We start from the raw sequence: 21504 nt of genomic DNA, 5'->3' as shown, positions 1-21504 counted from the left end.
CGGATGACACTCCGGAGCAAACCCGGCCTTCCACACCAGGCCGTCCGCCACGGTTCACCGTCCGTTCACTCGGCCCGGTCGGCCACTTCACCTGATCTGCCTAATTTCAGTGGTGCACGGAGCGCGTCACCCACCAGATCGAACGACACGCCGTGCGATCCGACGTAGTCCTCTTCGCACGCCGCCCCGATACAGAAAGCGGCCGGCGGCTTCTGGAAGGAACACCCGAAAGTGAAGCTTCAGCGCAAGAACATGCTTCGTGCCTCCGCCCTCGGGGCGCTTGTCGTGTCCGGCGCCCTGGTCCTCACGGCGTGCGGCTCGGACAACAACACGAAGGATGGCGGCACCGCCAGCGGCAAGCCCTCGGCCGCCGCCGGCGACATCAAGTGCGACGGTGCCAAGGGCAAGCTCCTGGCCTCCGGCTCCTCCGCGCAGAAGAACGCCGTGGACCTGTGGGTCAAGAACTACATGGCCGCCTGCCCCGGCGTCGAGGTCAACTACAAGTCCTCCTCCTCCGGTGAGGGCATCGTCGCCTTCAACCAGGGCACCGTCGGTTTCGCCGGCTCGGACTCGGCGCTGAAGCCCGAGGCCGTCGAAGAGTCGAAGAAGATCTGCACCGGCGGCCAGGGCGTCGACCTGCCCATGGTCGGCGGCCCGATCGCGCTCGGCTTCAACGTCGCCGGCGTGGACAAGCTGAACCTGGACGCCACCACGATCGCCAACATCTTCAACGACAAGATCAAGAAGTGGGACGACGAGGCGATCAAGAAGCTGAACCCCGGCGTCACGCTCCCCTCCACCGCCATCCAGCACTTCCACCGCTCCGAGGACTCGGGCACCACCGAGAACCTCGGCAAGTACCTCAAGGCCGCCGCTCCCGAGGCCTGGACGTATGAGGCCGCGAAGAAGTGGCCGGCCCCGGGCGGCCTCGGCGCCTCCGGTTCCGCGGGTGTCGCCACCCAGGTCAAGCAGGTGGACGGCTCGATCGGCTACTTCGAGCTCTCCTACGCCAGCGCCCAGGGCATCAAGACGGTCGACGTGAACACCGGCGCGGCCGCCCCGGTCAAGGCCTCCTCCGAGAGCGCCTCCAAGGCCATCGCCGCCGCCAAGATCGCCGGCACCGGCTCCGACCTGGCGCTGAAGCTCGACTACACCACCAAGGCCGAGGGCGCGTACCCGATCGTCCTGGTGACCTACGAGGTCGTCTGCGACAAGGGCAACAAGCCCGAGACGCTCGGCACCGTCAAGTCCTTCCTGAACTACACCGCCTCCGACGCGGGCCAGAAGGTCCTCTCCGAGAACGGCTACGCGCCGATCCCGGCCGAGATCAACTCCAAGGTCCGCGAAGTCGTCAACTCGCTGTCCTAATCGCTGAAGCCCCGGGTGCCGGGCAGTTCCCGTCCGAACTGCCCGGCCCCCGGGACCCTCCCCTCCACCCAGGGGATCCGGTGCACCGCCGCCAGGGGGCATGGCCCCCCACCCAGACCGGAAAGATCATGGCTTCCACCACACCCACCCAGATAGACCAGGCTCCGCCTGTCTCCAAGAGCGCAAGGTCCACCGGCCGCGCCGGTGACAAGATCTTCGCCGGGCTCTCCAAGGGATCCGGCATCCTGCTCCTGGTGATCATGGCGTCGATCGCCATCTTCCTCACCTACCGCGCCTCGATCGCCCTGTCGAAGAACGAGGGCAACTTCCTCACCACCTTCGACTGGAACGCGTCGGCCACCCCGCCCGTCTTCGGCATCGCCGTCCTGCTCTTCGGCACCGTCATCAGCTCGATCATCGCGATGGCCATCGCGGTTCCGATCGCCGTCGGCATCGCCCTCTTCATCTCGCACTACGCGCCGCGCAAGCTGGCCGCGCCCCTCGCGTACGTGGTCGACCTGCTGGCCGCCGTGCCGTCGATCATCTACGGCATCTGGGGCGCGCTCTTCCTGGTCCCGCAGCTCGCCGGCCTCAACCTCTGGCTCGACGAGTACATGGGCTGGACCTACGTCTTCGACAAGACCCAGGCCGGCGTCGCCCGCTCCCTCTTCACCGTCGGCATCCTGCTCGCGATCATGATCCTGCCGATCGTGACCAGCGTCAGCCGCGAGGTCTTCCTCCAGGTCCCGCGCATGAACGAGGAGGCCGCCCTGGCCCTCGGCGCGACCCGCTGGGAGGTCATCCGCATGTCGGTGCTGCCCTTCGGCCGCTCCGGCGTCATCTCCGCCTCGATGCTCGGCCTCGGCCGCGCCCTCGGCGAGACCATGGCCGTCGCGACCGTCCTCTCCCCGAGCTTCCTGATCAACGGTCACATCCTCGACCCGGGCGGCGGCACGTTCGCGCAGAACATCGCCGCCAAGTTCGACGAGGCCAACGAGTTCGGCCGTGACGCGCTGATCGCCTCCGGTCTGGTCCTCTTCCTGCTCACCCTGCTGGTCAACGGCGCAGCCCGCCTGATCATCGCTCGCCGCAAGGACTTCTCGGGGGCGAACGCCTGATGAGCCACGCACTCCAGGACCAGCGGCCCACCCGGGCCCCGAAGTCCGCCGCCCCCGCCCGCCTGACCCGAGGCGGCCTCCCCCGCTGGGCCCCGGCCGGCACCGCGGTCCTCGCCATCGCCCTCGGCTGCGGCATCGGCCTCGTCGCCGACCTGCACAGCAAGGTCCAGTGGGGCCTGATCGCCTCGATCCTGTTCGTCGCGATCACGTACGTCTCCAGCGCGATCGTCGAGAACGGCCGCCAGGCCAAGGACCGCGTCGCGACCTCCCTCGTGTGGGTCTGCTTCGTCCTCGCGGTCATCCCGCTGCTCTCGCTGATCTGGACCACGGTCAGCCGCGGCGTCAAGGTCCTCGACGGCGACTTCCTCAGCCACTCGATGAACGGCGTCACCAGCTTCGAGCAGGGCGGCGGCGTCTACCACGCGCTGCTCGGCACCATCGAGCAGGTCGCCCTGGCCACCGCGATCGCGGCGCCCATCGGTCTGCTGACCGCCGTCTACCTCGTCGAGTACGGCAAGGGCAGGCTGGCCAAGGCCGTCACCTTCTTCGTCGACGTCATGACCGGCATCCCGTCCATCGTCGCGGGCCTGTTCATCCTGACGACCTGGAACCTGGCGCTCGGCTTCGGCCCCTCCGGCTTCGCCGGCTCGATGGCCCTGTCGATCCTGATGATGCCCGTCGTGGTCCGCTCCACCGAGGAGATGCTGAAGCTCGTCCCGAACGAGCTGCGCGAGGCCGCCCTCGCCCTCGGTGTGCCGAAGTGGCGCGTGATCCTCAAGGTCGTGCTCCCCACCGCCATCGGCGGCATCGCGACCGGCGTCATGCTGGCCGTCGCCCGCATCGCCGGTGAGACCGCGCCGATCATGCTGCTGGTCTTCGGTACCCAGCTGATCAACCCGAACCCCTTCGAAGGTGCCCAGTCCTCGCTCCCGCTGTACATCTGGGAGCAGTACAAGGTCGGCAGTGACGCCTCCTACGACCGGGCATGGGCCGCAGCGCTCGTCCTGATCGCCTTCGTCATGATCCTCAATCTGGTGGCCCGCGGCATCGCCCGCTGGAAGGCCCCGAAGACCGGTCGCTGACGCGACCCCCGAAAGCGAAGTGACCCCTCATGGCCAAGCGAATCGACGTCAGCGGACTGTCCGCCTTCTACGGCACCCACAAGGCCATCGACGACATCTCGATGACCGTCGAGCCGCGCTCCGTGACCGCCTTCATCGGCCCGTCCGGCTGCGGCAAGTCCACCTTCCTGCGCACCCTGAACCGCATGCACGAGGTCACCCCCGGCGGCCGCGTCGAGGGCAAGGTGCTCCTGGACGACGAGAACCTGTACGGCGCCGGCGTCGACCCGGTCGCGGTCCGCCGCACGGTCGGCATGGTCTTCCAGCGCCCCAACCCCTTCCCCACCATGTCGATCTTCGACAACGTGGCGGCGGGCCTGCGCCTGAACGGCAGCTTCAAGAAGTCGGAGCTCGCCGAGATCGTGGAGCGGTCCCTGAAGGGGGCCAACCTCTGGAACGAGGTCAAGGACCGTCTGAACAAGCCGGGCTCCGGCCTCTCCGGCGGCCAGCAGCAGCGTCTGTGCATCGCCCGCGCCATCGCGGTCGAGCCGGAGGTCCTGCTGATGGACGAGCCCTGCTCCGCCCTGGACCCGATCTCCACCCTCGCGATCGAGGACCTGATCGGCGAGCTGAAGGAGCGCTTCACGATCGTCATCGTGACGCACAACATGCAGCAGGCCGCCCGCGTCTCCGACCGCACCGCCTTCTTCAACCTCTCGGCGGTCGGCCGGCCCGGCAAGCTCGTCGAGATCGACGACACGGACCGGATCTTCTCGAACCCGTCCGTCCAGGCGACCGAGGACTACATCTCGGGCCGCTTCGGCTAGGCCGAAGCCCCTGCGGATGTGAACAACGTCCTGCGGTGCTGCATGGCGGTGCCACCGCAAGGCGAAAGAAAAGGGCCGGCTCCCCCTGGGTGGGGGGAGCCGGCCCGCTTTCGTCTCCCGGCCGGGGCCGGGAGACGAGACGGCCTAGCCGACGAAGGCCAGGTCCACGATCCAGAAGCTCAGCGCGGCGACCAGGGCCGCGGCCGGCATGGTGATGAACCAGCCCATCACGATGTTCTTGGCCACGCCCCAGCGGACCGCGTTGACCCGCTTGGTCGCGCCCACGCCCATGATGGCCGAGGTGATCACGTGGGTGGTGGAGATCGGCGCGTGGAACAGGAACGCCGAACCGAACATGATCGAGGCGCCGGTGGTCTCGGCGGCGAAGCCCTGCGGCGGGTCCAGCTCGATGATCTTGCGGCCGAGGGTCCGCATGATGCGCCAGCCGCCCGCGTACGTACCCAGCGAGAGCATCACGGCGCAGACGAGCTTGACCCACACCGGGATCTCGGCGCCCGCCGTCTGCACGTCGGCGATGACGAGGGCCATCATCACGATGCCCATCGTCTTCTGCGCGTCCTGGAGGCCGTGGCCGAGGGCCATGCCGGCCGCCGAGACGGTCTGCGCGATACGGAAGCCGCGCTTGGCCTTGTGCGGGTTGGCCCGGCGGAACATCCACAGGATGGCGACCATCACCAGGTAGCCGACGACCAGGCCGACGAGCGGCGAGAGGAACATCGGGATGACGACCTTGTCGACCACCCCCGACCAGATGACCTCCGTGCCGCCGGCCAGCGCCGCGCCGACCATGCCGCCGAACAGCGCGTGCGAGGAGGAGGACGGAAGACCGAAGTACCAGGTGATCAGGTTCCAGACGATCGCGCCGACCAGCGCCGCGAAGAGGATCCACATGCCCCGGTTGCCCTGGGGCGTCTCGATCAGGCCCTCACTGACCGTCTTGGCGACCCCGCTGCCCAGGAAGGCACCGGCGAGGTTCATCACCGCGGCCATCGCGAGGGCGGCGCGCGGGGTCAGCGCGCGGGTCGAGACCGAGGTCGCGATCGCGTTCGCCGAGTCGTGGAAACCGTTGGTGTACGTGAAACCGAGCGCGACACCGATGGTCACGATCAGAGCGAAGGTGTCCACGAGGTTCAGGACTCCTTGACCGCGATGGTCTCCACCGTGTTCGCGACGTGCTCGAACGCGTCGGCCGCCTCTTCGAGCACGTCGACGATCTGCTTGAGCTTCAGCACCTCGATGGCGTCGTACTTGCCGTTGAAGAGCGTCGCGAGCAGCTTGCGGTGGATCTGGTCGGCCTGGTTCTCGAGGCGGTTGACCTCGATCCAGTACTCGGTCAGGTTGTCCATCGTCCGCAGGTGCGGCATGGCCTCGGCGGTCAGCTCCGCCGCGCGCGCCAGCACCTCGATCTGCTGCTCGACACCCTTGGGGAGCTCTTCCACCTGGTACAGGACGACCAGGTCGACGGCCTCCTCCATGAAGTCCATGATGTCGTCGAGCGACGAGGCCAGGTTGTAGATGTCCTCGCGGTCGAACGGCGTGATGAAGGAGGAGTTCAGCTGGTGGAAGATCGCGTGGGTGGCGTCGTCCCCCGCGTGCTCGGCTGCCCGCATCCGCTCCGCGATCTCGGCCCGGGCGGAGGAGTCCGCTCCGAGCAGTTCCATCAGGAGCTTCGAGCCCGTGACGATGTTGTCCGCGGATGCGGCGAACATGTCGTAGAAGCTCGTCTCCCTGGGGGTCAGACGAAATCGCACGTGAGGTCCTCGGGGTGCATTGGATTCGGTCAGGCTGATGCTAGGCGCAACCCCCGGCCAGGGCTAACCGGCGGTTCCGGGCGATTACCCAGTGTCCTCCATCAGGCAGAGTGGGGACCACGGGCCCCCACCGCTCCGTCCGGGGCCCAGTACCCTATACCCATGAGGGGTATGTACCCCTCGATCCGGACCACGGGAGGACGCATGACTGCCATCGAGGCGGAGGGCTCCGGAGCCGACGTCACCACCGGTACGGCGACCGCCACCGGTACCGGCGCGGTACACGGCTACCACCACCAGAAGGACGAGCACCTCAAGCGGCTGCGCCGGATCGAGGGCCAGATCCGCGGTCTGCAGCGCCTCGTCGACGAGGACGTCTACTGCATCGACATACTCACCCAGGTCTCGGCGAGCACGAAGGCCCTCCAGTCCTTCGCGCTCCAGCTGCTCGAAGAGCACCTGCGGCACTGCGTGGCCGACGCGGCCGTCAAGGGCGGGGACGAGATCGACGCCAAGGTCGAGGAAGCGACGAAGGCGATCGCGCGCCTGCTGCGCACCTGACCCGGTACGCGGGCTCCGCGGCCCCCGCACCGGCTTGGGCGAGCGCACCGGCTGCGACGGCCTCAACGGCTTCGGCTGCGGTTGCGCTTGCGCTTGCGGCTGCGGCTGCGGCTACAACCCGAGACCCATCAGGACCTCGTCGATCCGGTCCTGGCTGAGCCGCTCCTCGTCCGCCGCGGACGCCGCGATGATCAGCTCGCCGCACAGCTCGATCTCGGCGAGAGCCACGTGGTCCTGCACCGTCGAACCGCCCGCGGGAGTCACGCGTGTCACCTCGATCTGCCGTCATCGGTCAGGGGCCGTCTCAGCGTAGGGAGGGCGGGGCGCTGTGCGCATGACACGGATGGACCATTTCCGGATACCGGGCCATGGCCCGATGGCGCCGCCCCGGCACCGCCCGGCCGGTTACTCCGCGATCTTCCCGGCGAAAATGTCCCCGCTTGCGGGCAATACGACCTTCACCGGCGTCCCGAACCCGTAGAGCAGCGTGGTCGAGGAGACATCGATCACGCCATTGTTCACGTAGCTGAAGCGGTGCCGGACCTTCCGCAGCCGCCCCTGCTCGTCGAGGTAGACGTCGAACGGGACCGCGTCCTTGCTGAACCCTTTCGCCGCCGCCTCCAGTGCCCCCTTCACCGCCGGCGAGGCCTTCTTCGCGGCCTCGCCGATGTCGGTGGTCCCGCGGTAGTGCCGCACCTTGGTGCCCGCCACCTCGGTCTCGCCCACGTACGTCGCCTCCCGTACGCCGCGCAGCAGTTCGGCCGCCGCCAGTGGATCGGTGGCCCCGCCCGTGACCAGGTTCCCGTCGGCCAGGCTCGCGGTGTCGACCCGTACCCACTTGTCGTCGGGCACGCCCGCGCCCCGGTTCTTCATGTACAGGGCGCCTGGGACGAGGAGTTCGGTGATGGGACGGTGCTCGTCCTTGCCGGCCGCGTCGGCCGGGAGCATCACCAGGAGCTGGCCCATCCGGCTCTTGAAGTCGACCCCGCCTTCGCCGCGGATCGTGACCCGGGTCCCGCCGGTGGCCATCTCCATCGCCGTACGGGCCTGCGCGCTGCCGGTCGCGGCCAGCCGGTCGGCGGCTCCCCGTACGGTCGCGGCCGGGTCGGCGGGGGGACGGGCGTCGGCCCGGCCCTCGCCCGCGCACCCGCTCATCGCGGCCAGGGCCGCGGCGATGCCCAGGGCGAGCACCGCCCCGCCCGCACGCCCGCGCCGCCGCCTGTGCTGGTGCACCACCATCGCCTGCCAACCCCCAACGCATGACCGCTGCTTGCCCGAGGCCCCCACCCGCTCCGGTTAACGAGGTCCGGGGTTTCCCGTCACGGGCCGCCGCCGTCCCGGGGCGCCGCCCGGTCCGGGTACCGTGGTGGTGTGGATTCGCACAGCAAAGCGTCGCTCGTCCCTCCGCTTGACGTCGTGCCGCACGCCCGTCCCACGGAGCGGCCACCCACCGGACCCACCGGCCACATCACGACCACCGCCGAGCGCGGGGCCTTCTGCCTCGCCTCGTGCACCTGCGGCTGGAGGGGCCCGGCCCGCCGCTCCCGCGATCTGGCCCGCAGGGACGCGGACCGGCACACCTCGACCTGAGTCCCGGGGGTCTGGGGCGGAACCCGCAGGCCCGCAGGCCCGGACCCCCGGCGCGTCGCCCGTTCGGACGGCCCGGCTGGCCGGAGCACCCGGGAGCGGATGCCCTGGACCCATGCCAGGACCCGCGCCCCGTGCCGCCGCCCTCCTCTGGGCCCTGCTCCTCACGCTCACGCCCGCCGCCGCGGCCTCGGCCCGCCCGACGGGTTCGGCGGACGGGCCGGCCGACGTGGCCCTGGCCATCGGGGCGACCACCGTCGCGGCCGTCGCCACCGGTCTGTGGCTGCGCTCCCGCTACCGGCGCGAGGAGGATCCGCCGGGGCGGGGCAGGGAGGGCGACGACCCGTGACCCGCGCGGTCCTGCGCCGTCCCGGGCGGACCCGGTCCTACGCCGCGAGGTCGCTCTCGTGCGGGCGGCAGCCCGGCGGCGGGGTCTGCGGCTGCGCGAGGTCCACCGGGCGGGGCAGGGCGCGCCGCTTGGCGCGGACCAGCCGGCCCGCGCGCGGGGAGCGGCCCAGCGCCCGCACCAACGGGGTCAGCAGCGCCATCGCGAGCGGGGCGGCGAGCAGGACGACGGCGGTGCCCAGTGCGAACCCGCCGATGACGTCGGTGGGGTAGTGGACACCGAGGTACACCCGGGAGAACCCCTCGGCGAGGGCCAGCCCGATCCCGATGAGCCCGAGCCTGCGGTTCGCGATGAACAGGCCGACGCCGAGCGCCATCGCGAGGCCGGCGTGGCCGCTGACGAAGGAGAAGTCGCCGGAGCCCGAGGAGGAGGCGAGGACGTCCAGGCCGCTGTGCGCGGCGGAGGGCCTCGGCCGGGCGACGAACGCGCGCAGCGGGACGTTCACGAGGAGGACGAGCCCGGCGGCGAGCGGGGCCCACACGAGCGCGGCGAACGCCTCGGCGGCCCTGGCCTCGTCCTGTCGGCGCGTTCCGTGCCAGCACCACAGCAGGAGGAGCACCAGGGCCAGCGGGATCCCGTACGAACCCACGAGGGCGACGGCCCGGTCGACTCCGGCCGGCGCGTGCCGCGCCAGTCCGTTGATGTCGTACAGCAGGCTTACGTCCACGTTCGGCCCACCGGTCGTGAGTCCAGCCATGGCGATGCAGCCCCTTAGCCCTTGCTCGGTTCCCCTCGGGCGCACGCCGGTGTGCGCCCCTGAACCCCCCCGGTGATCAAGCCTGCGTCCATGGAACGCCCGTTCTGAACACCACGTTCCACTCTCCACCGAATGATCACGGCAACGTTATCGAAGAGAGACTCGTCGTCGCAGCTCAGGGCCAGGGGTTGACGCAGCGTGGGCAAGGCCGCCGCGGTCAGGAGGACTTGGCGTCGGCGCTCCGGTCCGGCAGGGCCGCGGCCCCGTCCTTGGTGACACGCGTCGCACCGAAGTAGTCCGGGGAGTCGATCTTGTCGAACCGGATCACGGCGCCGGTGTACGGGGCGTTGATCATGTATCCGCCGCCCACGTAGAGGCCGACGTGGTGGATCGCCCGCGAGTTCGTCAGATCATCGGAGAAGAACACCAGGTCTCCGGGCAGCAGTTCGTTGCGCGAGGGGTGCGGACCGGCGTTGTACTGGTCGTTGGCCACGCGCGGCAACTCGATCCCCACCGACTCGTACGCCGCCTTCGTCAGCCCCGAGCAGTCGAACCGCCCGTCCTGGTCCGGCGTTCCGTTCCCGCCCCACAGGTACGGGGTCCCCAACTGCTTCTGCGCGAAGTAGATCGCCCCGGCCGCCTGCTGCGAGGGCGCCACCCGCCCGACGGGCCGCTCGAAGCTCTTCGCGAGGGTCGTGATGGCCTTCACGTACCCCTGGGTCTCCTGGTACGGGGGCACCCCGCCGTACTTGATGACCGCGTACGCCCCCGCGTTGTACGCCGCGAGCATGTTCCCCGTCGCGTCCCCGGGCACCCCCGCCACGTCCTTGGCCAGCTCGCAGTCGTACGAAGCCGCCGAGGGGATCGCGTCGTTGGGGTCCCAGATGTCGCGGTCGCCGTCACCGTCCCCGTCGATGCCGTGTCCGGCCCAGGTGCCGGGGATGAACTGCGCGATGCCGCGGGCGTCGGCCGGGCTGACGGCATTCGGGTTCCAGCCGCTCTCCGAGTACAGCTGCGCGGCGAGCAGCGCCGGGGTCATCGCCGGGCACAGCGTGCCCCACTTCTGCACCAGGTTCTGGTACTTCGCCGGCACGGCCCCCTTCGCCAGCCCGAGCGCACGGCCCCCCGCCCCGGCTCCGGCGAGGCCCGCCGCGGCCGAGTACGTACCGACCACGATCAGCACGAGGAAGCTCAGACAGAGCCCGATCCCGATCCCGCCTGCCATCCAGAATCTGCGCACCCGTCAACACTCCCCCATCCCCGTCGCTTTCACGTGCGATTCGCTCGTGTCGGCCCGTCCACTACGCCACTTGGAAGCCGAGGGAAGTGAACGCCCGCGTACGTCGCAGGCCCATCCTCGGCGCGGCAGAAGACCGGCGTCCAGTCCCCCCGGACGCCGACCGGGGGCACACCGGGGCGCACCCCGCCGCCGGAACCGCCGGGAGCGGACCGGCGGGGCGCCGGCAGCGCGGGAGGTCAGGGGCGCGGGAAGGTCAGGAGCGCGGGAAGGTCAAGAGCGCGGGAAGGCCAGGGGCGCGGGAAGGTCAGGAGCGCGGGGAGGTCAAGAGCGCGGGGCGACGAACAGGCTCTGCGCGCTGCGCCCGATGGGCCCCTTCTCGTCGTGCAGCCGGGCGTCCGCCAGCCCGATCCCGGCCGCGTCCACGCTCGTACGGGCCTCCACGCAGGCCCACTCGCCCGCCGGGTGGCGGTGCAGGTGCACGCTCAGGTCGCTGTTGACGAACACGTACCGGCCGAAGTCCATCACCGAACTGATCCCGTTGCCCGAATCGGCGGCGACCAGCACCCGGTCCAGGGGCCTGGTCTCCTCCCCGGCGACGAGCGCCACCTTCATCCGCATCCAGCACGTCCCCGGCCCCAGCGCCATGAACGCGCCCTCGGTGAACCGCGTCTCCATCGCCGAGTGGTAGCCCCTCTCCCACGGCACCGGGAAGAACGGCGTCGGCCCCACCTCCCCCGGCGGCGGCAGCCGCGGCGCCGGCGCCACGCCCGGCACGGCCTCCTCCGCCACCCGGATCCGCAGCGCCCGCGCCAGCATCACCGCCGCGCCCCCGGCCGGGGCGAGGGCCGCCTCGACCACCTCGGTGCTGCGCCCGGCCCGGAGCACCGAGGTGGTGACCTCCAGCGGGCCGATCGGCACGGGCCGCAGGATCTCGTACGTGATCCTCGCGATCCGCATGTCGCAGCGGGCACCCTCCCGCTCCTCCACCGCCCGCCCCAGCAGCGCGGCCGGCGGACCGGCGTGCTGCGAGCCCGGGTCCCAGGGGCCGCGCGTGTACTCGGTGGCCAGGAACCGCCCGGCATCGACCCGCTCGTAGAACGCCTCGGAGATCGCCATGCCCGGAACGCTACCGACAGGTAACCCGCCCCGCCAGACCCACGCCCACGACCGGTCACAATGGAGGGGTGTCCGCCACCCCCGCCCTCCCCGTCCTGCAGGCAGACTGCGCGAACTGCTTCGCGCTCTGCTGCGTCGCCCTGCCCTTCGCCAAGTCCGGCGACTTCGCCGTGAACAAGGCGGCCGGAACCCCCTGCAAGAACCTCCGGCAGGACTTCCGCTGCGGCATCCACACCCGGCTGCGCGACACGGGCTTCCAGGGCTGCACCGTCTTCGACTGCTTCGGCGCGGGCCAGCAGGTCTCCCAGACGACCTTCGGCGGCCGCGACTGGCGCACCCACCCCGACACCGCCGCCGCGATGTACGAGGTCTTCCCGGTGATGCGGCAACTGCACGAGCTGCTCTTCTACGTCGCCGAGGCACTCACCCTCCCCGCCGCCGCCCCGGTCCACGCGGACCTGCGCCGCGCCCAGGCCGAGACCGCGCGCTGGACCGCGGCCGAAGCGGACGCCCTGACCGGCCTGGACGTCCCAGCCCTGCGCGGACGCGTCAACACGCTCCTGCTGCGGGCGAGCGAACTGGCCCGCGCCAAGGCCCCGGCCCGCAAGAAGAACCACCGCGGCGCCGACCTCATGGGCGCCCGCCTCACCGGCGCGGACCTGCGCGGCGCCAACTTCCGCGGCGCCTACCTGATCGCCGCCGACCTCAGCGGCGCGGACCTGCGCCTCGCGGACCTGATCGGCGCCGACTTCCGCGACGCCGACCTGCGCGGAGCGGACCTGCGCGGAGCCCTGTTCCTGACCCAGCCCCAGCTGCACGCGGCCCGGGGCGACGCGGCGACCAAGATCCCCCCGACCTTGGTCCGCCCCGCCCACTGGGCCGCGTGACCCGGCGCCGACAGCGGCGCCGGCCCCGACTCACGGCCTGATGATGGCCGTCCAGCCCGACGGACAGGTCAGCACGGCCGCCGGGGTGTACGTGCACTGGTTCTCGAACACGTCACCCGTGGTCGTCAGCACCTTCACGTACACCGTGAAGCCCACCGCGTCGATCGACACCCCGCACGCGTTCCTCGGGTGCCCCGGGTTCAGCTGCGTCGTGAGGTCCTTCCAGGTGTACGAGCCGATCGGCGCCGTCTCCCGCACACCCAGCGTGGTCCGGCCCCGGTGCAGCACGACACTGAACTCCGTGTCGCTCAGCCCCAGCGCCGTGTCGATGTCCTCGCACGGCCCGTGCGCGCCGTTCGGACCCCGGTCACCCTTCGGACCCCGGTCACCCTTCGGTCCCTGCGGCCCGCGGTCACCCTTCGGGCCCCGGTCACCCTTGGGCCCCTGCGGGCCGCGGTCGCCCTTCTGACCGGAGCACGAGTTGGCGGGCTTGGCCGCCTTCTTGGCCTTGGCGGCCTTCGCCGCCTTCCCGGGAGCCTTGGCCGGCAGCGTCCTCGCATCCGGCTCCGGGCACTTGCTGCTGCTCCAGCCCGGCGCGACCGCGCCGCCCGCCCCCTGCGCCGCCATCGCCGGCACCGAAGCGCCCACCAGCGCGATCGCCAGCGGAACCGCGAACCCACCGGCGAGCCACGCGCGCCTACCGACCTTCACTGCGGAACCCATCCGTCACTCCTCGCATCGTCCGAACAGACGGCCAGGAGCATCTCCCGCAACTCGGCGGAAACATGGAACGACTGACGGAATGTCGGACCAACGTCAGCGACTCGGCCCAACGACACGCCCGCAGACTGCGCCGAACGGCGGCCACCCGAGCGGCCCCCCGCAAGCCGAGAGGGCAATCATTGCCCGGGGTCACCCACCGTGATACACAGAGTGACCATATGTTCTCCCGCACACCCGCCGCCCCCGCCCAGGTCAGAGCGCACAGACGGGTCAAAGCGCGGGAGATCGGGTAAAGAGAGCCGTCAAGTCGACGTACGACGGCGGTTTCATCAGCGAAGATAGTACGTGACCCCTGCCGTCGGGCACGGGCCAGCGGAACTACCCATACAGGGGCGGTGAGTTACATGATCCTGGCAGCCGAAAAGGGCGACATCACCACCATCATCGGCGGAATCGCCCCGAACTGGGGGCCGTTCGGCAGTCTCGGCAACGAAGCGAAGGTCATGATCGAGGTGGTCATGGCCGTCGCGATCCTCCTCTGCCTCGGCATCGCCATCTGGGGCGCGGCCAAGCAGCGCATCGGCGCCACCGCACTGCGCGACACCTTCAGCGCGGAACAGGGCAAGGGCCTGATCGTCGCCGGCCTGACCGGCGTGTTCATCATCGGCTCCCTCGGCACCCTCTTCACCATCGTCTACGGAATGGCCGTCTAGCCGGGCCGCCCACCGGCCACCCGACCTGATGAGGAACCACCACACCACCGTCGTACGAAGCAGAGGGGGCGGAAACGAGATGAGCACCGAGGACCAGTACGGCGGTGGCGCCGGCGGCGGCTACGGCGACATCGGCGGCACGGGCCAGACCCGCACCCGCCTCCCCGACTCCCCGTCGGACCCGTACGGCACCCCCCGCCGCACCCCGCGCGCCTCGCGCAGCCTGGTGACGGTGGTCGGCGTGGTGGTCCTCCTGATGGCGGCGATCGCCTTCGCCAACCGGTCGGGAGACACCCCGACCCCCCCGTCGGCGGACACCCCGCCCTCCCCCGCCTCGACGACGGCCACGGGCACCCGCCCGGTGGACGGCAAAAACGGCACCATCCCCGCCGGCTTCGCGCAGAACGAACAAGGAGCACAGTCGGCCGCCTCGAACTACGCCGTCACACTGGGCTCTGACGGCATGTTCAACGCCGCGCGCAGACACACCATCGTCGACGCCCTCGCGGACGACAGCACGCGGGCCAAACTCCAAGCAGGGTTCGACGCCGACTACTCGGCCGGCCTGCTGTCACAGATCGGTCTGAGCAAGGACGGCGCCGCCCCCACGGGCTCCACGTTCGTCAGCCGGACCGTCCCGGTGGGCTCCAAGATCAAGAACTTCGCGGGCGAAGCCGCCTCAGTGGACGTGTGGTGCATCGGGATGTTCGGGCTGACCGGCGAGAAGTCCACCCGGCCCGTGACCAACGGCTGGTTCACCATCTCGCTCAACCTCAAGTGGAACGGGTCCGACTGGAAGGTCCTGGAGACCGCCCAGAAGACCGGACCCACCCCGGTCACCGGCGACAATCCCGTGTCCACCTCCGACGAAATCGGCAAGGCCGTCACCGAATTCGGAGGGTTCACCTATGCCCGCTAGCCGCAGGCCCTCGCTGCGCCTCATCGGCGTCACCGCAGCCGCGGCGCAGGCCGCCGTCATCCTCCTCGCCGCCCGCGCGACCGCCGACCCGTCGCCGACTCCCACACCCAGCGCCAGCAACGACCCGTGCGCACTGATCGCAGGGCCGGCCCGGGACTACTGCGAGCGCGGCAGCGGCGCCGCAGGCGCCCCCCGCACGGGCCTGGCACCCAGCGACCCCACCGACGCCCTCAACCCCCTCGCCTCCCTGGCCAAGGGCTGCGCCGACGCCGCCGCCTGGATCGTCACCGAGCTCAGCAAGGCGATCAAGGGCACGGCCAACGTCGACTTCACCAACGGCGCCTTCCTCAAGCAGTACGCCGTCGTCTTCGCCGCCTCCACCATCCTCACGCTGGTCCTCTGGCTCTTCGCCGTCGCCAAGCGCGCCATCCGCGGCGTCCCCCTCACCACCGCCATCTCCGAAGCCGTCGGCTTCCTCTGGCTCACCGTCCTCGCCTCCGCCTTCACCCCCCTGATCCTCTACACCGTCGTCTCCGCCACCGACGGCGTCACAGAGGTCATCGCCTCGGCGAGCGGCGGCCAGACCGACGTCTTCTTCGGCTCCTTCATCGAGGCCCTCAAGAAGGGCGACTCCATCGGCGGCGGCCCGATCATGCTGATCGTCGTCTCCCTCGTCACCGTCCTCGCCGCCGGCGTCCTCTTCCTCGAACTCTTCGTCCGGGCCGCCCTCCTCTACGTCGGCGCCCTCCTCGGCGTCGTCGTCTACGCCGGACTCGTCGACCGCAACCTCTGGGGCCACGTCCGCCGCTGGGCCGGCATCATGATCGCCGTCATCCTCGTGAAGCCGGTCATCGTCATCGTCCTCGGCCTCGCCGGCGCCCTCGCCGGAGAAAAGGGCCCGAACGCCTTCTCCGCCGTCGTCTCCGGCCTCGCGATCATCCTCCTGGCGATCTTCGCCTCCGCGATGATCTACCGCTTCGTCCCCGGCTTCGGCGACGAGATCGCCTCCGCCCGCTCGAACCGCAGCAAGGCCACCGACGGCGCCCAGGCCGCCGCCGTCATCAGCTCCCCGGCCTCACTCGTATCCCAGGGCATCAAGACCCACAGCAGCCGCGGCGCCCACCGCGGCGGTGACGGCGGCGGCTCCAGCGCCCCCCGCCCCGCCAACCCCCTCTCCGGAGGCGTGGCCGCCCACAGCAGCCGCCCCACCTCCGGCGGCGGATCCGTCCCCTCCGCCGCACCCGCGCCCCGCTCCGGATCGAGTACGAGGAACACAGGAGGTGACGGGCGTTGACGACCCAGTCCCACCAGCTGCACCCGGTCGCGCCCCGCCGCACGTATCTCATCGGCCGGGCCCGGCCGAACGCGATCGTCGGCAAGAACCGCGAAAGCGGCGAGATCGCCCTGATCATCGTCGGCGCGTTCCTCGGCATGATGAGCGGCCTGCTCGTCCCCGCCCTCACCCTGCGCATCGTCAGCCTCGCCGGGTTCCCCATGCTCGCGCTGGCCGCCGTGTACGTCCCGTACAAGGGCCGCACCTTCTACAAGTGGTTCGAGATCAACCGCAGCTACAAGCGCACCCTGCGCCGCGGCACGACGTACCGCTCCTCCGCCATGGAAGCCGGCGTCCGCGCCGCCGACGGCCGCGAGGTCGAGGTCGGCCCACCCCCCGGAATCGGCCGGATCAACTGGCTCGCCGCCCCCTTCGGCCCCGACGAGATCGCCGTACTCCTGCACGCCGACCGCCGGACCGTCACCGCCGCCATCGAGATCGAGGGCCCCGGCGTCGGCCTGCGCGACAGCGAGGACCAGGAAGCCCTCGTCGACCGCTTCGGCACCCTCCTCAAGCACGTCGCCAACGGCGACGGCTTCGTCACCCGCCTCCAGATGCTCGCCCGTACGCTCCCCGCCGACCCGGACGCACACGCCAAGGACGTCGCTCAGCGCGGCGACACCAAGGCCCCCGTCTGGCTGCGCGACTCGTACGACCAGCTCCAGTCGATGGTCTCCACCTCCTCCGAGCAGCACCGCGCGTACCTCGTCGCCTGCATGCACTACACGCGCGAACTCGCCGGCGAGGCCCACACCATCGCCCGCGCCGGCACCCCGCACAAGGGCCGCAAGCTCGACCGCGACGCCGGCCTCGCCATCGTCATGGCCCGCGAGCTCACCGACATCTGCGCCCGCCTCGCCGAAGCCGACATCCGCGTCCGCCAGCCCCTCGGCCAGGGCCGCCTCGCCTCCCTCGTGCACTCCATGTACGACCCGGACCACCCCATCGACCACATCCAGGCCATGACCAAGCGCAACGCCTGGCCCGCCGAACTCGACGCGGTCGAGCCCACCTTCCTCCAGGCCAAGACCCGCGAGTCCTCCACCCGCGCCCCCTGGTGCCACGCCACGGCCTGGGTGAAGGAATGGCCGATGACCCCGGTCGGCGTCAACTTCCTCGCGCCCCTCCTCGTCCACACCCCCGACGTGATCCGCACCGTCGCCGTCACCATGGATCTGGAGCCCACCGAGGTGGCCATCGAGCGCATGCTCACCGAGAAGACCAACGACGAGGCCGACGCCAGCCGCGCCGCCAAGATGAACCGCACCGTCGACCCCCGCGACATCGCCGCCCACGGCCGGCTCGACCAGAGGGGTGAAGATCTCGCCAGCGGTGCCGCGGGAGTCAACCTGGTCGGGTACATCACGGTGTCCTCCCGATCCCCGGAGGCCCTCGCCCGCGACAAGCGCACCATCCGCGCCTCGGCGGGCAAGTCCTACCTGAAGCTGGAGTGGTGCGACCGCGAGCACCACCGCGCCTTCGTCAACACGTTGCCGTTCGCCACCGGCATCCGTCGCTAGCGGGAGGGAAGTGCCGCCCATGCGAGATCCCATGTCCGCTCTGACGGACGCCTTCACCAGCTTCCTGTTCGGCAAGGTCGAGACCACGCGCCTGCCCGTACGCACCTCCACCGGGCAGGCCCAGGCCGTCTACCTGCCCACCGCCGCCCCCGGACTCGGCGACTCCGGCGTCATCATCGGCCGCGAGGTCTACAGCGGCAAGGGCTACATCTACGACCCCTTCCAGCTGTACGGCCAGCAGCTGCCGGCCCCGCACTGGCTGGTCCTCGGCGAGTCCGGCAACGGCAAGTCGGCGCTGGAGAAGACCTACGTCCTGCGCCAGCTCCGCTTCCGCGACCGCCAGGTCGTCGTCCTCGACGCCCAAGGCGAGGACGGCGTCGGCGAGTGGAACCTCATCGCCCAGCAGCTGGGGATAACCCCCATCCGCCTGGACCCCATCGCCGCCAACGACGACGGGATCCGCCTCAACCCCCTCGACCCGGCGATCACCACGACCGGCCAGCTCGCCCTGCTCCGGACCATCATCGAAGTCGCCATGGGCCACGGCCTCGACGAACGCTCCGGCTTCGCCCTCAAGGTCGCGCACGCCTACGTCGTCGACACGATCCGCGACCGCCAGCCGGTCCTCACGGACATCGTGGAACAGCTCCGCCACCCGGAGGCCGAATCCGCGGAAGCCATGAACGTCGACATAGACGACGTACGGGCCTGGGGCCTCGACGTGGCCCTCGTACTCGACCGCCTGGTCGACGGCGACCTCCGCGGCATGTTCGACGGCCCCACGACGGTGGGCATCGACCTCGACGCCCCCCTCATCGTCTTCGACCTCTCGCACATCGACCGCAACTCGATCGCGATGCCGATCCTGATGGCGATCGTCGGCGTCTGGCTGGAGCACACCTGGATCCGCCCGGACCGCAAGAAGCGCATCTTCCTGGTCGAAGAGGCCTGGCACATCATCAACAGCCCCTTCGTGGCACAGCTGTTCCAGCGCCTCCTGAAGTTCGGCCGCCGCCTCGGCCTGTCCTTCGTGGCCGTCGTCCACCACCTCTCCGACGTGGTCGACGGCGCGGCCGCCCGCGAGGCCGCGGCCATCCTCAAGATGGCCTCGACCCGCACGATCTACGCCCAGAAGGCGGACGAGGCCAGAGCCACGGGCCGGGTACTGGGCCTGCCCCGCTGGGCCGTGGAGATCATCCCGACCCTCACCCCCGGCATCGCGGTCTGGGACGTCAACGGCAACGTCCAGGTCGTCAAACACCTGATCACGGAGGCGGAGCGCCCCCTGGTCTACACGGACCGCGCCATGACGGAGTCCTCGTCCCCGTCCCAGCTCCCCGACGACCTGCTGGCGGCCGAGCTGGAGGCTGAGGAAAGAGCCCTCCTGATGGAACGCCACCGCAACGGCGGCCCGGGCTCGGCGACCACGGTGGCGTAAGTGCAAGAACGCAACGGAAAGGAACAGGGCGGCATCCCGGACGCCCTCCTGATCGCCCTCCTCGCCTTCCTCCTGGGCCTGGCGGCCCTCGTCTGGACGTCGACGGGCCTGGCCGCGCTCTTCTCGAAGGGCGCCTGGCCGTCCACGGTGACGTTCACCCACACCCCGGGGGCGGTCCGCGCCCTGATCACCCAACCCCACGACGTCCCGGGAGCCTGGCCGGACACCGACCCCCAGGCCCTTTCGGGCTGGGGGCTCTTCTGGGGCCTCTTCGTCAGCCAGCTCCTGATCCTGTTCGTCCTGACGGTCTTCGTCATGGGCGTCATCGCCCGTACGAGGTCCCGCCGCAGGAAGCCGGCCGACGCGGCCCCGGCTCCCCCGGCGCCGAACCCGGCGTGGGCCGCGGCAGCGGCAACGGCGCCGGCTGCGGCGCCGGCCCCCGTCCCGGCGCCCTCTTCGGTCCCGATCCCGCCCCCGGCCGGTCCGCCGCGCCCCACCGCGCCGCCGCCCGCCCCGGTTCCGCTGCCCCACCCGGCGGCCGCACCGCCCGCCGTACCCGCGCCCGCGCGGGCGTACGGCTCCGGGAGCCGGCCCGGGGGCCCAGCCCCCGACGTCGGCGGCGTCCACGGCCGCATGGTCTATGGCAGTCCGGCCGAGCGCCACGCCCCCGCCCTCCAGACCCTGGCGGCAGCGGAGGGCGCGGCCCTGGTCGTCACCTCCTCCCCGGCCCTGTGGGCGGAGACGAAGGACGCCCGCGCCAAACTCGGCCCGGTCCTCCTCTACGACCCCTCGCACCTGTGCGACACCCCGGCCCGCATGCACTGGAACCCGGCCGACGCCTGCGCCGACCGCGACACCGCCGCGGCCCGCGCGATCGCACTGCTGGCCCCCGTACGGCCCCAGGCCCGTATGGACGCGGCCATCGCCGATACGGCGGAAACGCTCCTGCGGAGCTGGCTGCAGGCCGCGGCCCTCGACGGCCGCCCGTTCAAGCAGTTGCACCGGTGGGCCCAGGGCAACAGCGCCCAGGACCCGGTACGCATCCTCCGCACCCACCCCCAGGCCGCCCCGGGCGCCGCCGGCGAGCTGGAGAGCGCCCTCACCGCCCACCCCGAACGCCGCGAGCAGGCTCAGCACCTGACGGCCCGTGCCCTCTCCTGCCTCACGTCGATCCACATCCGCGAGGCCTGCAATCCGAACCGAACAGATGCACTGACCTTGGCATCGTTCGTCGCCGAAGGGGGAACCCTCTATCTGGTGGGCGAATCGCTGGAAGACCCCCGTACCCACCCGGGTGCGATGCCGTTGCTCACCGCACTCGCCGCGAGCGTGGTCGAGCACGGCCGCCGCATGGCCGCACGGTCATCCCACGGTCGGCTCGACCCACCACTGACCCTGGTCCTGGAGGACGTCGCGGCCGTGGCCCCGATCCCCCAGCTCCCGGAGCTGCTCCAGGAGGGCTCCCTCCCCCTGCTCGCCCTGTGCCGCAGCCGCGAGCAGGCCCGCGCCCGCTGGCCGGAGGCCGCCGCGATCCAGGGCTGATCGGCGTACCTACGGGCGGGGCAGTACGTACTCGAACTCCTTGGACGCCGGGTCCGCCGGCACCGGTACGACGTGCCCGCTCGCCCGGAATCCGAACCGCTGGTAGAAGGCCGCGGCCCGCGGGTTGTCCTCGTGCACGAAGAGCCGTACGCGTTCCAGCGCCGGCCCCTCCAGCGACCAGGCCCACTCCAGCGCGGCGGCGAAGAGCCGCTCGGTCAGCCCGGTCCCGCGCTGTTCGGGACGTACGAACACACCCACCAGGTGCCCCTGGGTCTGCTCGACGACCCACTCGAAGAAGTCGGGGATCCCGCCTTCCTCGACGAGCACGGTCACCGACCCGACCCACTCCCCGTCGGGCGCCTCGGCCACGAACTGCCGCGCATTCCGTCCGTGCGAAGCCCTCTTGGCCCGGTCCTGCCAGAACTCGTCCGTCCTGGACTCGGCCTGGTCCAGGGTCTCGAGAAAGGCCACCGGTGCAGCCGGGTCCTTGAGCGCGGCGATCCGCAGCTCCTTGACCTTCTCCCACTCGTCCGCCCGTACCGCACGCATCACGTACTGATCATCCATAGCCGGGATCCAACCACAGGCCGGCGTGCCCGTAAACGCAAAAAGCCCCGTACCGGATACCCGGTACGGGGCTTTTCACAATGATTGTTCGGCGGCGTCCTACTCTCCC

Annotated in this window: 23 protein-coding genes; 14 read left to right on the top strand and 9 right to left on the bottom strand. The window is 70.9% G+C overall.

Annotated elements, in window-relative coordinates; all coding sequences use genetic code 11:
* Nucleotides 1-231 precede the first annotated feature (231 nt).
* The 4 genes from pstS (at nucleotide 232) to pstB (ending at nucleotide 4374) form a co-directional block, all read left to right on the top strand.
* Nucleotides 232-1368 (top strand): phosphate ABC transporter substrate-binding protein PstS, encoded by a 1137-nt coding sequence (gene pstS, locus ACS04_RS07275; protein ID WP_048475705.1) that lies wholly within the window; start codon nucleotides 232-234, stop codon nucleotides 1366-1368.
* A 128-nt stretch (nucleotides 1369-1496) separates the two neighbouring features.
* Entirely contained in the window at nucleotides 1497-2486 is a 990-nt protein-coding gene (gene pstC, locus ACS04_RS07270) for a phosphate ABC transporter permease subunit PstC (RefSeq protein WP_048475704.1), read from the top strand.
* The gene (gene pstA / locus ACS04_RS07265; protein ID WP_048475703.1) at nucleotides 2486-3568 is read left to right on the top strand and encodes a phosphate ABC transporter permease PstA; all 1083 of its coding nucleotides are present in this window, start codon (nucleotides 2486-2488) and stop codon (nucleotides 3566-3568) included. The genes pstC and pstA overlap by 1 nt, the downstream gene beginning before the upstream one ends.
* Before the next feature lie 29 nt (nucleotides 3569-3597).
* Nucleotides 3598-4374: a phosphate ABC transporter ATP-binding protein PstB gene (gene pstB, locus ACS04_RS07260; RefSeq protein ID WP_048475702.1), complete on the top strand. Its 777-nt coding sequence runs from the start codon at nucleotides 3598-3600 to the stop codon at nucleotides 4372-4374.
* 144 nt (nucleotides 4375-4518) lie between these two features.
* Here the strand turns inward: pstB and ACS04_RS07255 are convergent, their stop codons facing one another.
* Together ACS04_RS07255 and ACS04_RS07250 are read right to left on the bottom strand one after the other, a co-directional pair.
* On the bottom strand, nucleotides 4519-5520 hold the full coding sequence (locus ACS04_RS07255; RefSeq protein WP_048475701.1) for an inorganic phosphate transporter: 1002 nt from the start codon (nucleotides 5518-5520) through the stop codon (nucleotides 4519-4521).
* Between the two features lie 5 nt (nucleotides 5521-5525).
* A complete protein-coding gene (locus ACS04_RS07250; protein ID WP_030858724.1) occupies nucleotides 5526-6146 on the bottom strand; it encodes a DUF47 domain-containing protein in 621 nt (206 codons plus the stop codon).
* Between the two features lie 162 nt (nucleotides 6147-6308).
* On the opposite strand from ACS04_RS07250, the gene ACS04_RS07245 reads away from it, so the two are divergent.
* The gene (locus ACS04_RS07245) at nucleotides 6309-6707 is read left to right on the top strand and encodes a metal-sensing transcriptional repressor (protein WP_078864513.1); all 399 of its coding nucleotides are present in this window, start codon (nucleotides 6309-6311) and stop codon (nucleotides 6705-6707) included.
* 111 nt (nucleotides 6708-6818) lie between these two features.
* Here the strand turns inward: ACS04_RS07245 and ACS04_RS38590 are convergent, their stop codons facing one another.
* Nucleotides 6819-6971, bottom strand: a complete 153-nt coding sequence (locus ACS04_RS38590; RefSeq protein ID WP_167352574.1) for a hypothetical protein — start codon at nucleotides 6969-6971, stop codon at nucleotides 6819-6821.
* A 141-nt stretch (nucleotides 6972-7112) separates the two neighbouring features.
* Nucleotides 7113-7946 (bottom strand): SCO4651 family lipoprotein, encoded by an 834-nt coding sequence (locus ACS04_RS07240; protein WP_048475700.1) that lies wholly within the window; start codon nucleotides 7944-7946, stop codon nucleotides 7113-7115.
* 177 nt (nucleotides 7947-8123) lie between these two features.
* Here ACS04_RS07240 and ACS04_RS38110 point away from each other — a divergent pair, with 177 nt between their 5' ends.
* A complete protein-coding gene (locus tag ACS04_RS38110; protein ID WP_158977197.1) occupies nucleotides 8124-8297 on the top strand; it encodes a hypothetical protein in 174 nt (57 codons plus the stop codon).
* A gap of 112 nt (nucleotides 8298-8409) precedes the next feature.
* A complete protein-coding gene (locus ACS04_RS07235; protein ID WP_048475699.1) occupies nucleotides 8410-8643 on the top strand; it encodes a hypothetical protein in 234 nt (77 codons plus the stop codon).
* A gap of 37 nt (nucleotides 8644-8680) precedes the next feature.
* Here ACS04_RS07235 and ACS04_RS07230 read toward each other — a convergent pair whose 3' ends face one another.
* The 3 genes from ACS04_RS07230 to ACS04_RS07220 all read right to left on the bottom strand — a co-directional run bounded on the left by ACS04_RS07230 (nucleotide 8681) and on the right by ACS04_RS07220 (nucleotide 11753).
* Nucleotides 8681-9397, bottom strand: a complete 717-nt coding sequence (locus ACS04_RS07230) for a phosphatase PAP2 family protein (RefSeq protein WP_048475698.1) — start codon at nucleotides 9395-9397, stop codon at nucleotides 8681-8683.
* Nucleotides 9398-9614: 217 nt separating this feature from the next.
* Nucleotides 9615-10622 (bottom strand): C40 family peptidase, encoded by a 1008-nt coding sequence (locus ACS04_RS07225; protein WP_048475697.1) that lies wholly within the window; start codon nucleotides 10620-10622, stop codon nucleotides 9615-9617.
* A gap of 336 nt (nucleotides 10623-10958) precedes the next feature.
* Nucleotides 10959-11753, bottom strand: coding sequence for a thioesterase family protein (locus ACS04_RS07220; RefSeq protein WP_048475696.1), 795 nt, complete (start codon nucleotides 11751-11753; stop codon nucleotides 10959-10961).
* Nucleotides 11754-11821: 68 nt separating this feature from the next.
* Here ACS04_RS07220 and ACS04_RS07215 point away from each other — a divergent pair, with 68 nt between their 5' ends.
* Nucleotides 11822-12640, top strand: coding sequence for a pentapeptide repeat-containing protein (locus ACS04_RS07215; RefSeq protein ID WP_048475695.1), 819 nt, complete (start codon nucleotides 11822-11824; stop codon nucleotides 12638-12640).
* A gap of 30 nt (nucleotides 12641-12670) precedes the next feature.
* On the opposite strand, the gene ACS04_RS07210 is transcribed toward ACS04_RS07215, so the two are convergent.
* Nucleotides 12671-13363, bottom strand: a complete 693-nt coding sequence (locus tag ACS04_RS07210) for a collagen-like protein (protein ID WP_048475694.1) — start codon at nucleotides 13361-13363, stop codon at nucleotides 12671-12673.
* A 404-nt stretch (nucleotides 13364-13767) separates the two neighbouring features.
* Between ACS04_RS07210 and ACS04_RS07205 the strand changes: the two genes are divergently transcribed.
* The 6 genes from ACS04_RS07205 (at nucleotide 13768) to ACS04_RS07180 (ending at nucleotide 20828) form a co-directional block, all read left to right on the top strand.
* Nucleotides 13768-14076, top strand: a complete 309-nt coding sequence (locus tag ACS04_RS07205; protein ID WP_008742356.1) for a hypothetical protein — start codon at nucleotides 13768-13770, stop codon at nucleotides 14074-14076.
* Between the two features lie 79 nt (nucleotides 14077-14155).
* Nucleotides 14156-14995, top strand: coding sequence for a hypothetical protein (locus ACS04_RS07200; protein WP_048475693.1), 840 nt, complete (start codon nucleotides 14156-14158; stop codon nucleotides 14993-14995).
* Entirely contained in the window at nucleotides 14985-16289 is a 1305-nt protein-coding gene (locus ACS04_RS07195) for a hypothetical protein (protein WP_048475692.1), read from the top strand. The genes ACS04_RS07200 and ACS04_RS07195 overlap by 11 nt, the downstream gene beginning before the upstream one ends.
* Nucleotides 16286-17848, top strand: a complete 1563-nt coding sequence (locus ACS04_RS07190; protein ID WP_048475691.1) for an SCO6880 family protein — start codon at nucleotides 16286-16288, stop codon at nucleotides 17846-17848. Before ACS04_RS07195 ends, ACS04_RS07190 begins: the two co-directional genes overlap by 4 nt.
* A gap of 19 nt (nucleotides 17849-17867) precedes the next feature.
* Complete coding sequence (locus ACS04_RS07185) at nucleotides 17868-19286, top strand: ATP-binding protein (RefSeq protein WP_048475690.1); 1419 nt, start codon at nucleotides 17868-17870, stop codon at nucleotides 19284-19286.
* The gene (locus tag ACS04_RS07180) at nucleotides 19287-20828 is read left to right on the top strand and encodes a P-loop NTPase family protein (RefSeq protein WP_048475689.1); all 1542 of its coding nucleotides are present in this window, start codon (nucleotides 19287-19289) and stop codon (nucleotides 20826-20828) included.
* A gap of 9 nt (nucleotides 20829-20837) precedes the next feature.
* Here ACS04_RS07180 and ACS04_RS07175 read toward each other — a convergent pair whose 3' ends face one another.
* On the bottom strand, nucleotides 20838-21395 hold the full coding sequence (locus tag ACS04_RS07175; protein ID WP_048475688.1) for a GNAT family N-acetyltransferase: 558 nt from the start codon (nucleotides 21393-21395) through the stop codon (nucleotides 20838-20840).
* Between the last annotated feature and the right edge of the window lie 109 nt (nucleotides 21396-21504).

Source organism: Streptomyces roseus (genome assembly GCF_001044425.1).
In the GTDB taxonomy this organism is placed as follows: Bacteria; Actinomycetota; Actinomycetes; order Streptomycetales; family Streptomycetaceae; genus Streptomyces; species Streptomyces roseus.
Note: the sequence above shows the minus strand (reverse complement) of the source record. Positions and strands in the feature narration are given on the sequence as shown.

Coding starts and splice junctions, on each gene's coding strand:
- pstC (WP_048475704.1), top strand. CDS start 1,497: ATGGCTTCCACCACACCCACCCAGATAGACCAGGCTCCGCCTGTCTCC.
- pstA (WP_048475703.1), top strand. CDS start 2,486: ATGAGCCACGCACTCCAGGACCAGCGGCCCACCCGGGCCCCGAAGTCC.
- pstB (WP_048475702.1), top strand. CDS start 3,598: ATGGCCAAGCGAATCGACGTCAGCGGACTGTCCGCCTTCTACGGCACC.
- ACS04_RS07245 (WP_078864513.1), top strand. CDS start 6,309: ATGAGGGGTATGTACCCCTCGATCCGGACCACGGGAGGACGCATGACT.
- ACS04_RS07240 (WP_048475700.1), bottom strand. CDS start 7,946: ATGGTGGTGCACCAGCACAGGCGGCGGCGCGGGCGTGCGGGCGGGGCG.
- ACS04_RS07235 (WP_048475699.1), top strand. CDS start 8,410: ATGCCAGGACCCGCGCCCCGTGCCGCCGCCCTCCTCTGGGCCCTGCTC.
- ACS04_RS07230 (WP_048475698.1), bottom strand. CDS start 9,397: ATGGCTGGACTCACGACCGGTGGGCCGAACGTGGACGTAAGCCTGCTG.
- ACS04_RS07225 (WP_048475697.1), bottom strand. CDS start 10,622: ATGGCAGGCGGGATCGGGATCGGGCTCTGTCTGAGCTTCCTCGTGCTG.
- ACS04_RS07220 (WP_048475696.1), bottom strand. CDS start 11,753: ATGGCGATCTCCGAGGCGTTCTACGAGCGGGTCGATGCCGGGCGGTTC.
- ACS04_RS07210 (WP_048475694.1), bottom strand. CDS start 13,363: ATGGGTTCCGCAGTGAAGGTCGGTAGGCGCGCGTGGCTCGCCGGTGGG.
- ACS04_RS07205 (WP_008742356.1), top strand. CDS start 13,768: ATGATCCTGGCAGCCGAAAAGGGCGACATCACCACCATCATCGGCGGA.
- ACS04_RS07200 (WP_048475693.1), top strand. CDS start 14,156: ATGAGCACCGAGGACCAGTACGGCGGTGGCGCCGGCGGCGGCTACGGC.
- ACS04_RS07195 (WP_048475692.1), top strand. CDS start 14,985: ATGCCCGCTAGCCGCAGGCCCTCGCTGCGCCTCATCGGCGTCACCGCA.
- ACS04_RS07185 (WP_048475690.1), top strand. CDS start 17,868: ATGCGAGATCCCATGTCCGCTCTGACGGACGCCTTCACCAGCTTCCTG.
- ACS04_RS07175 (WP_048475688.1), bottom strand. CDS start 21,395: ATGGATGATCAGTACGTGATGCGTGCGGTACGGGCGGACGAGTGGGAG.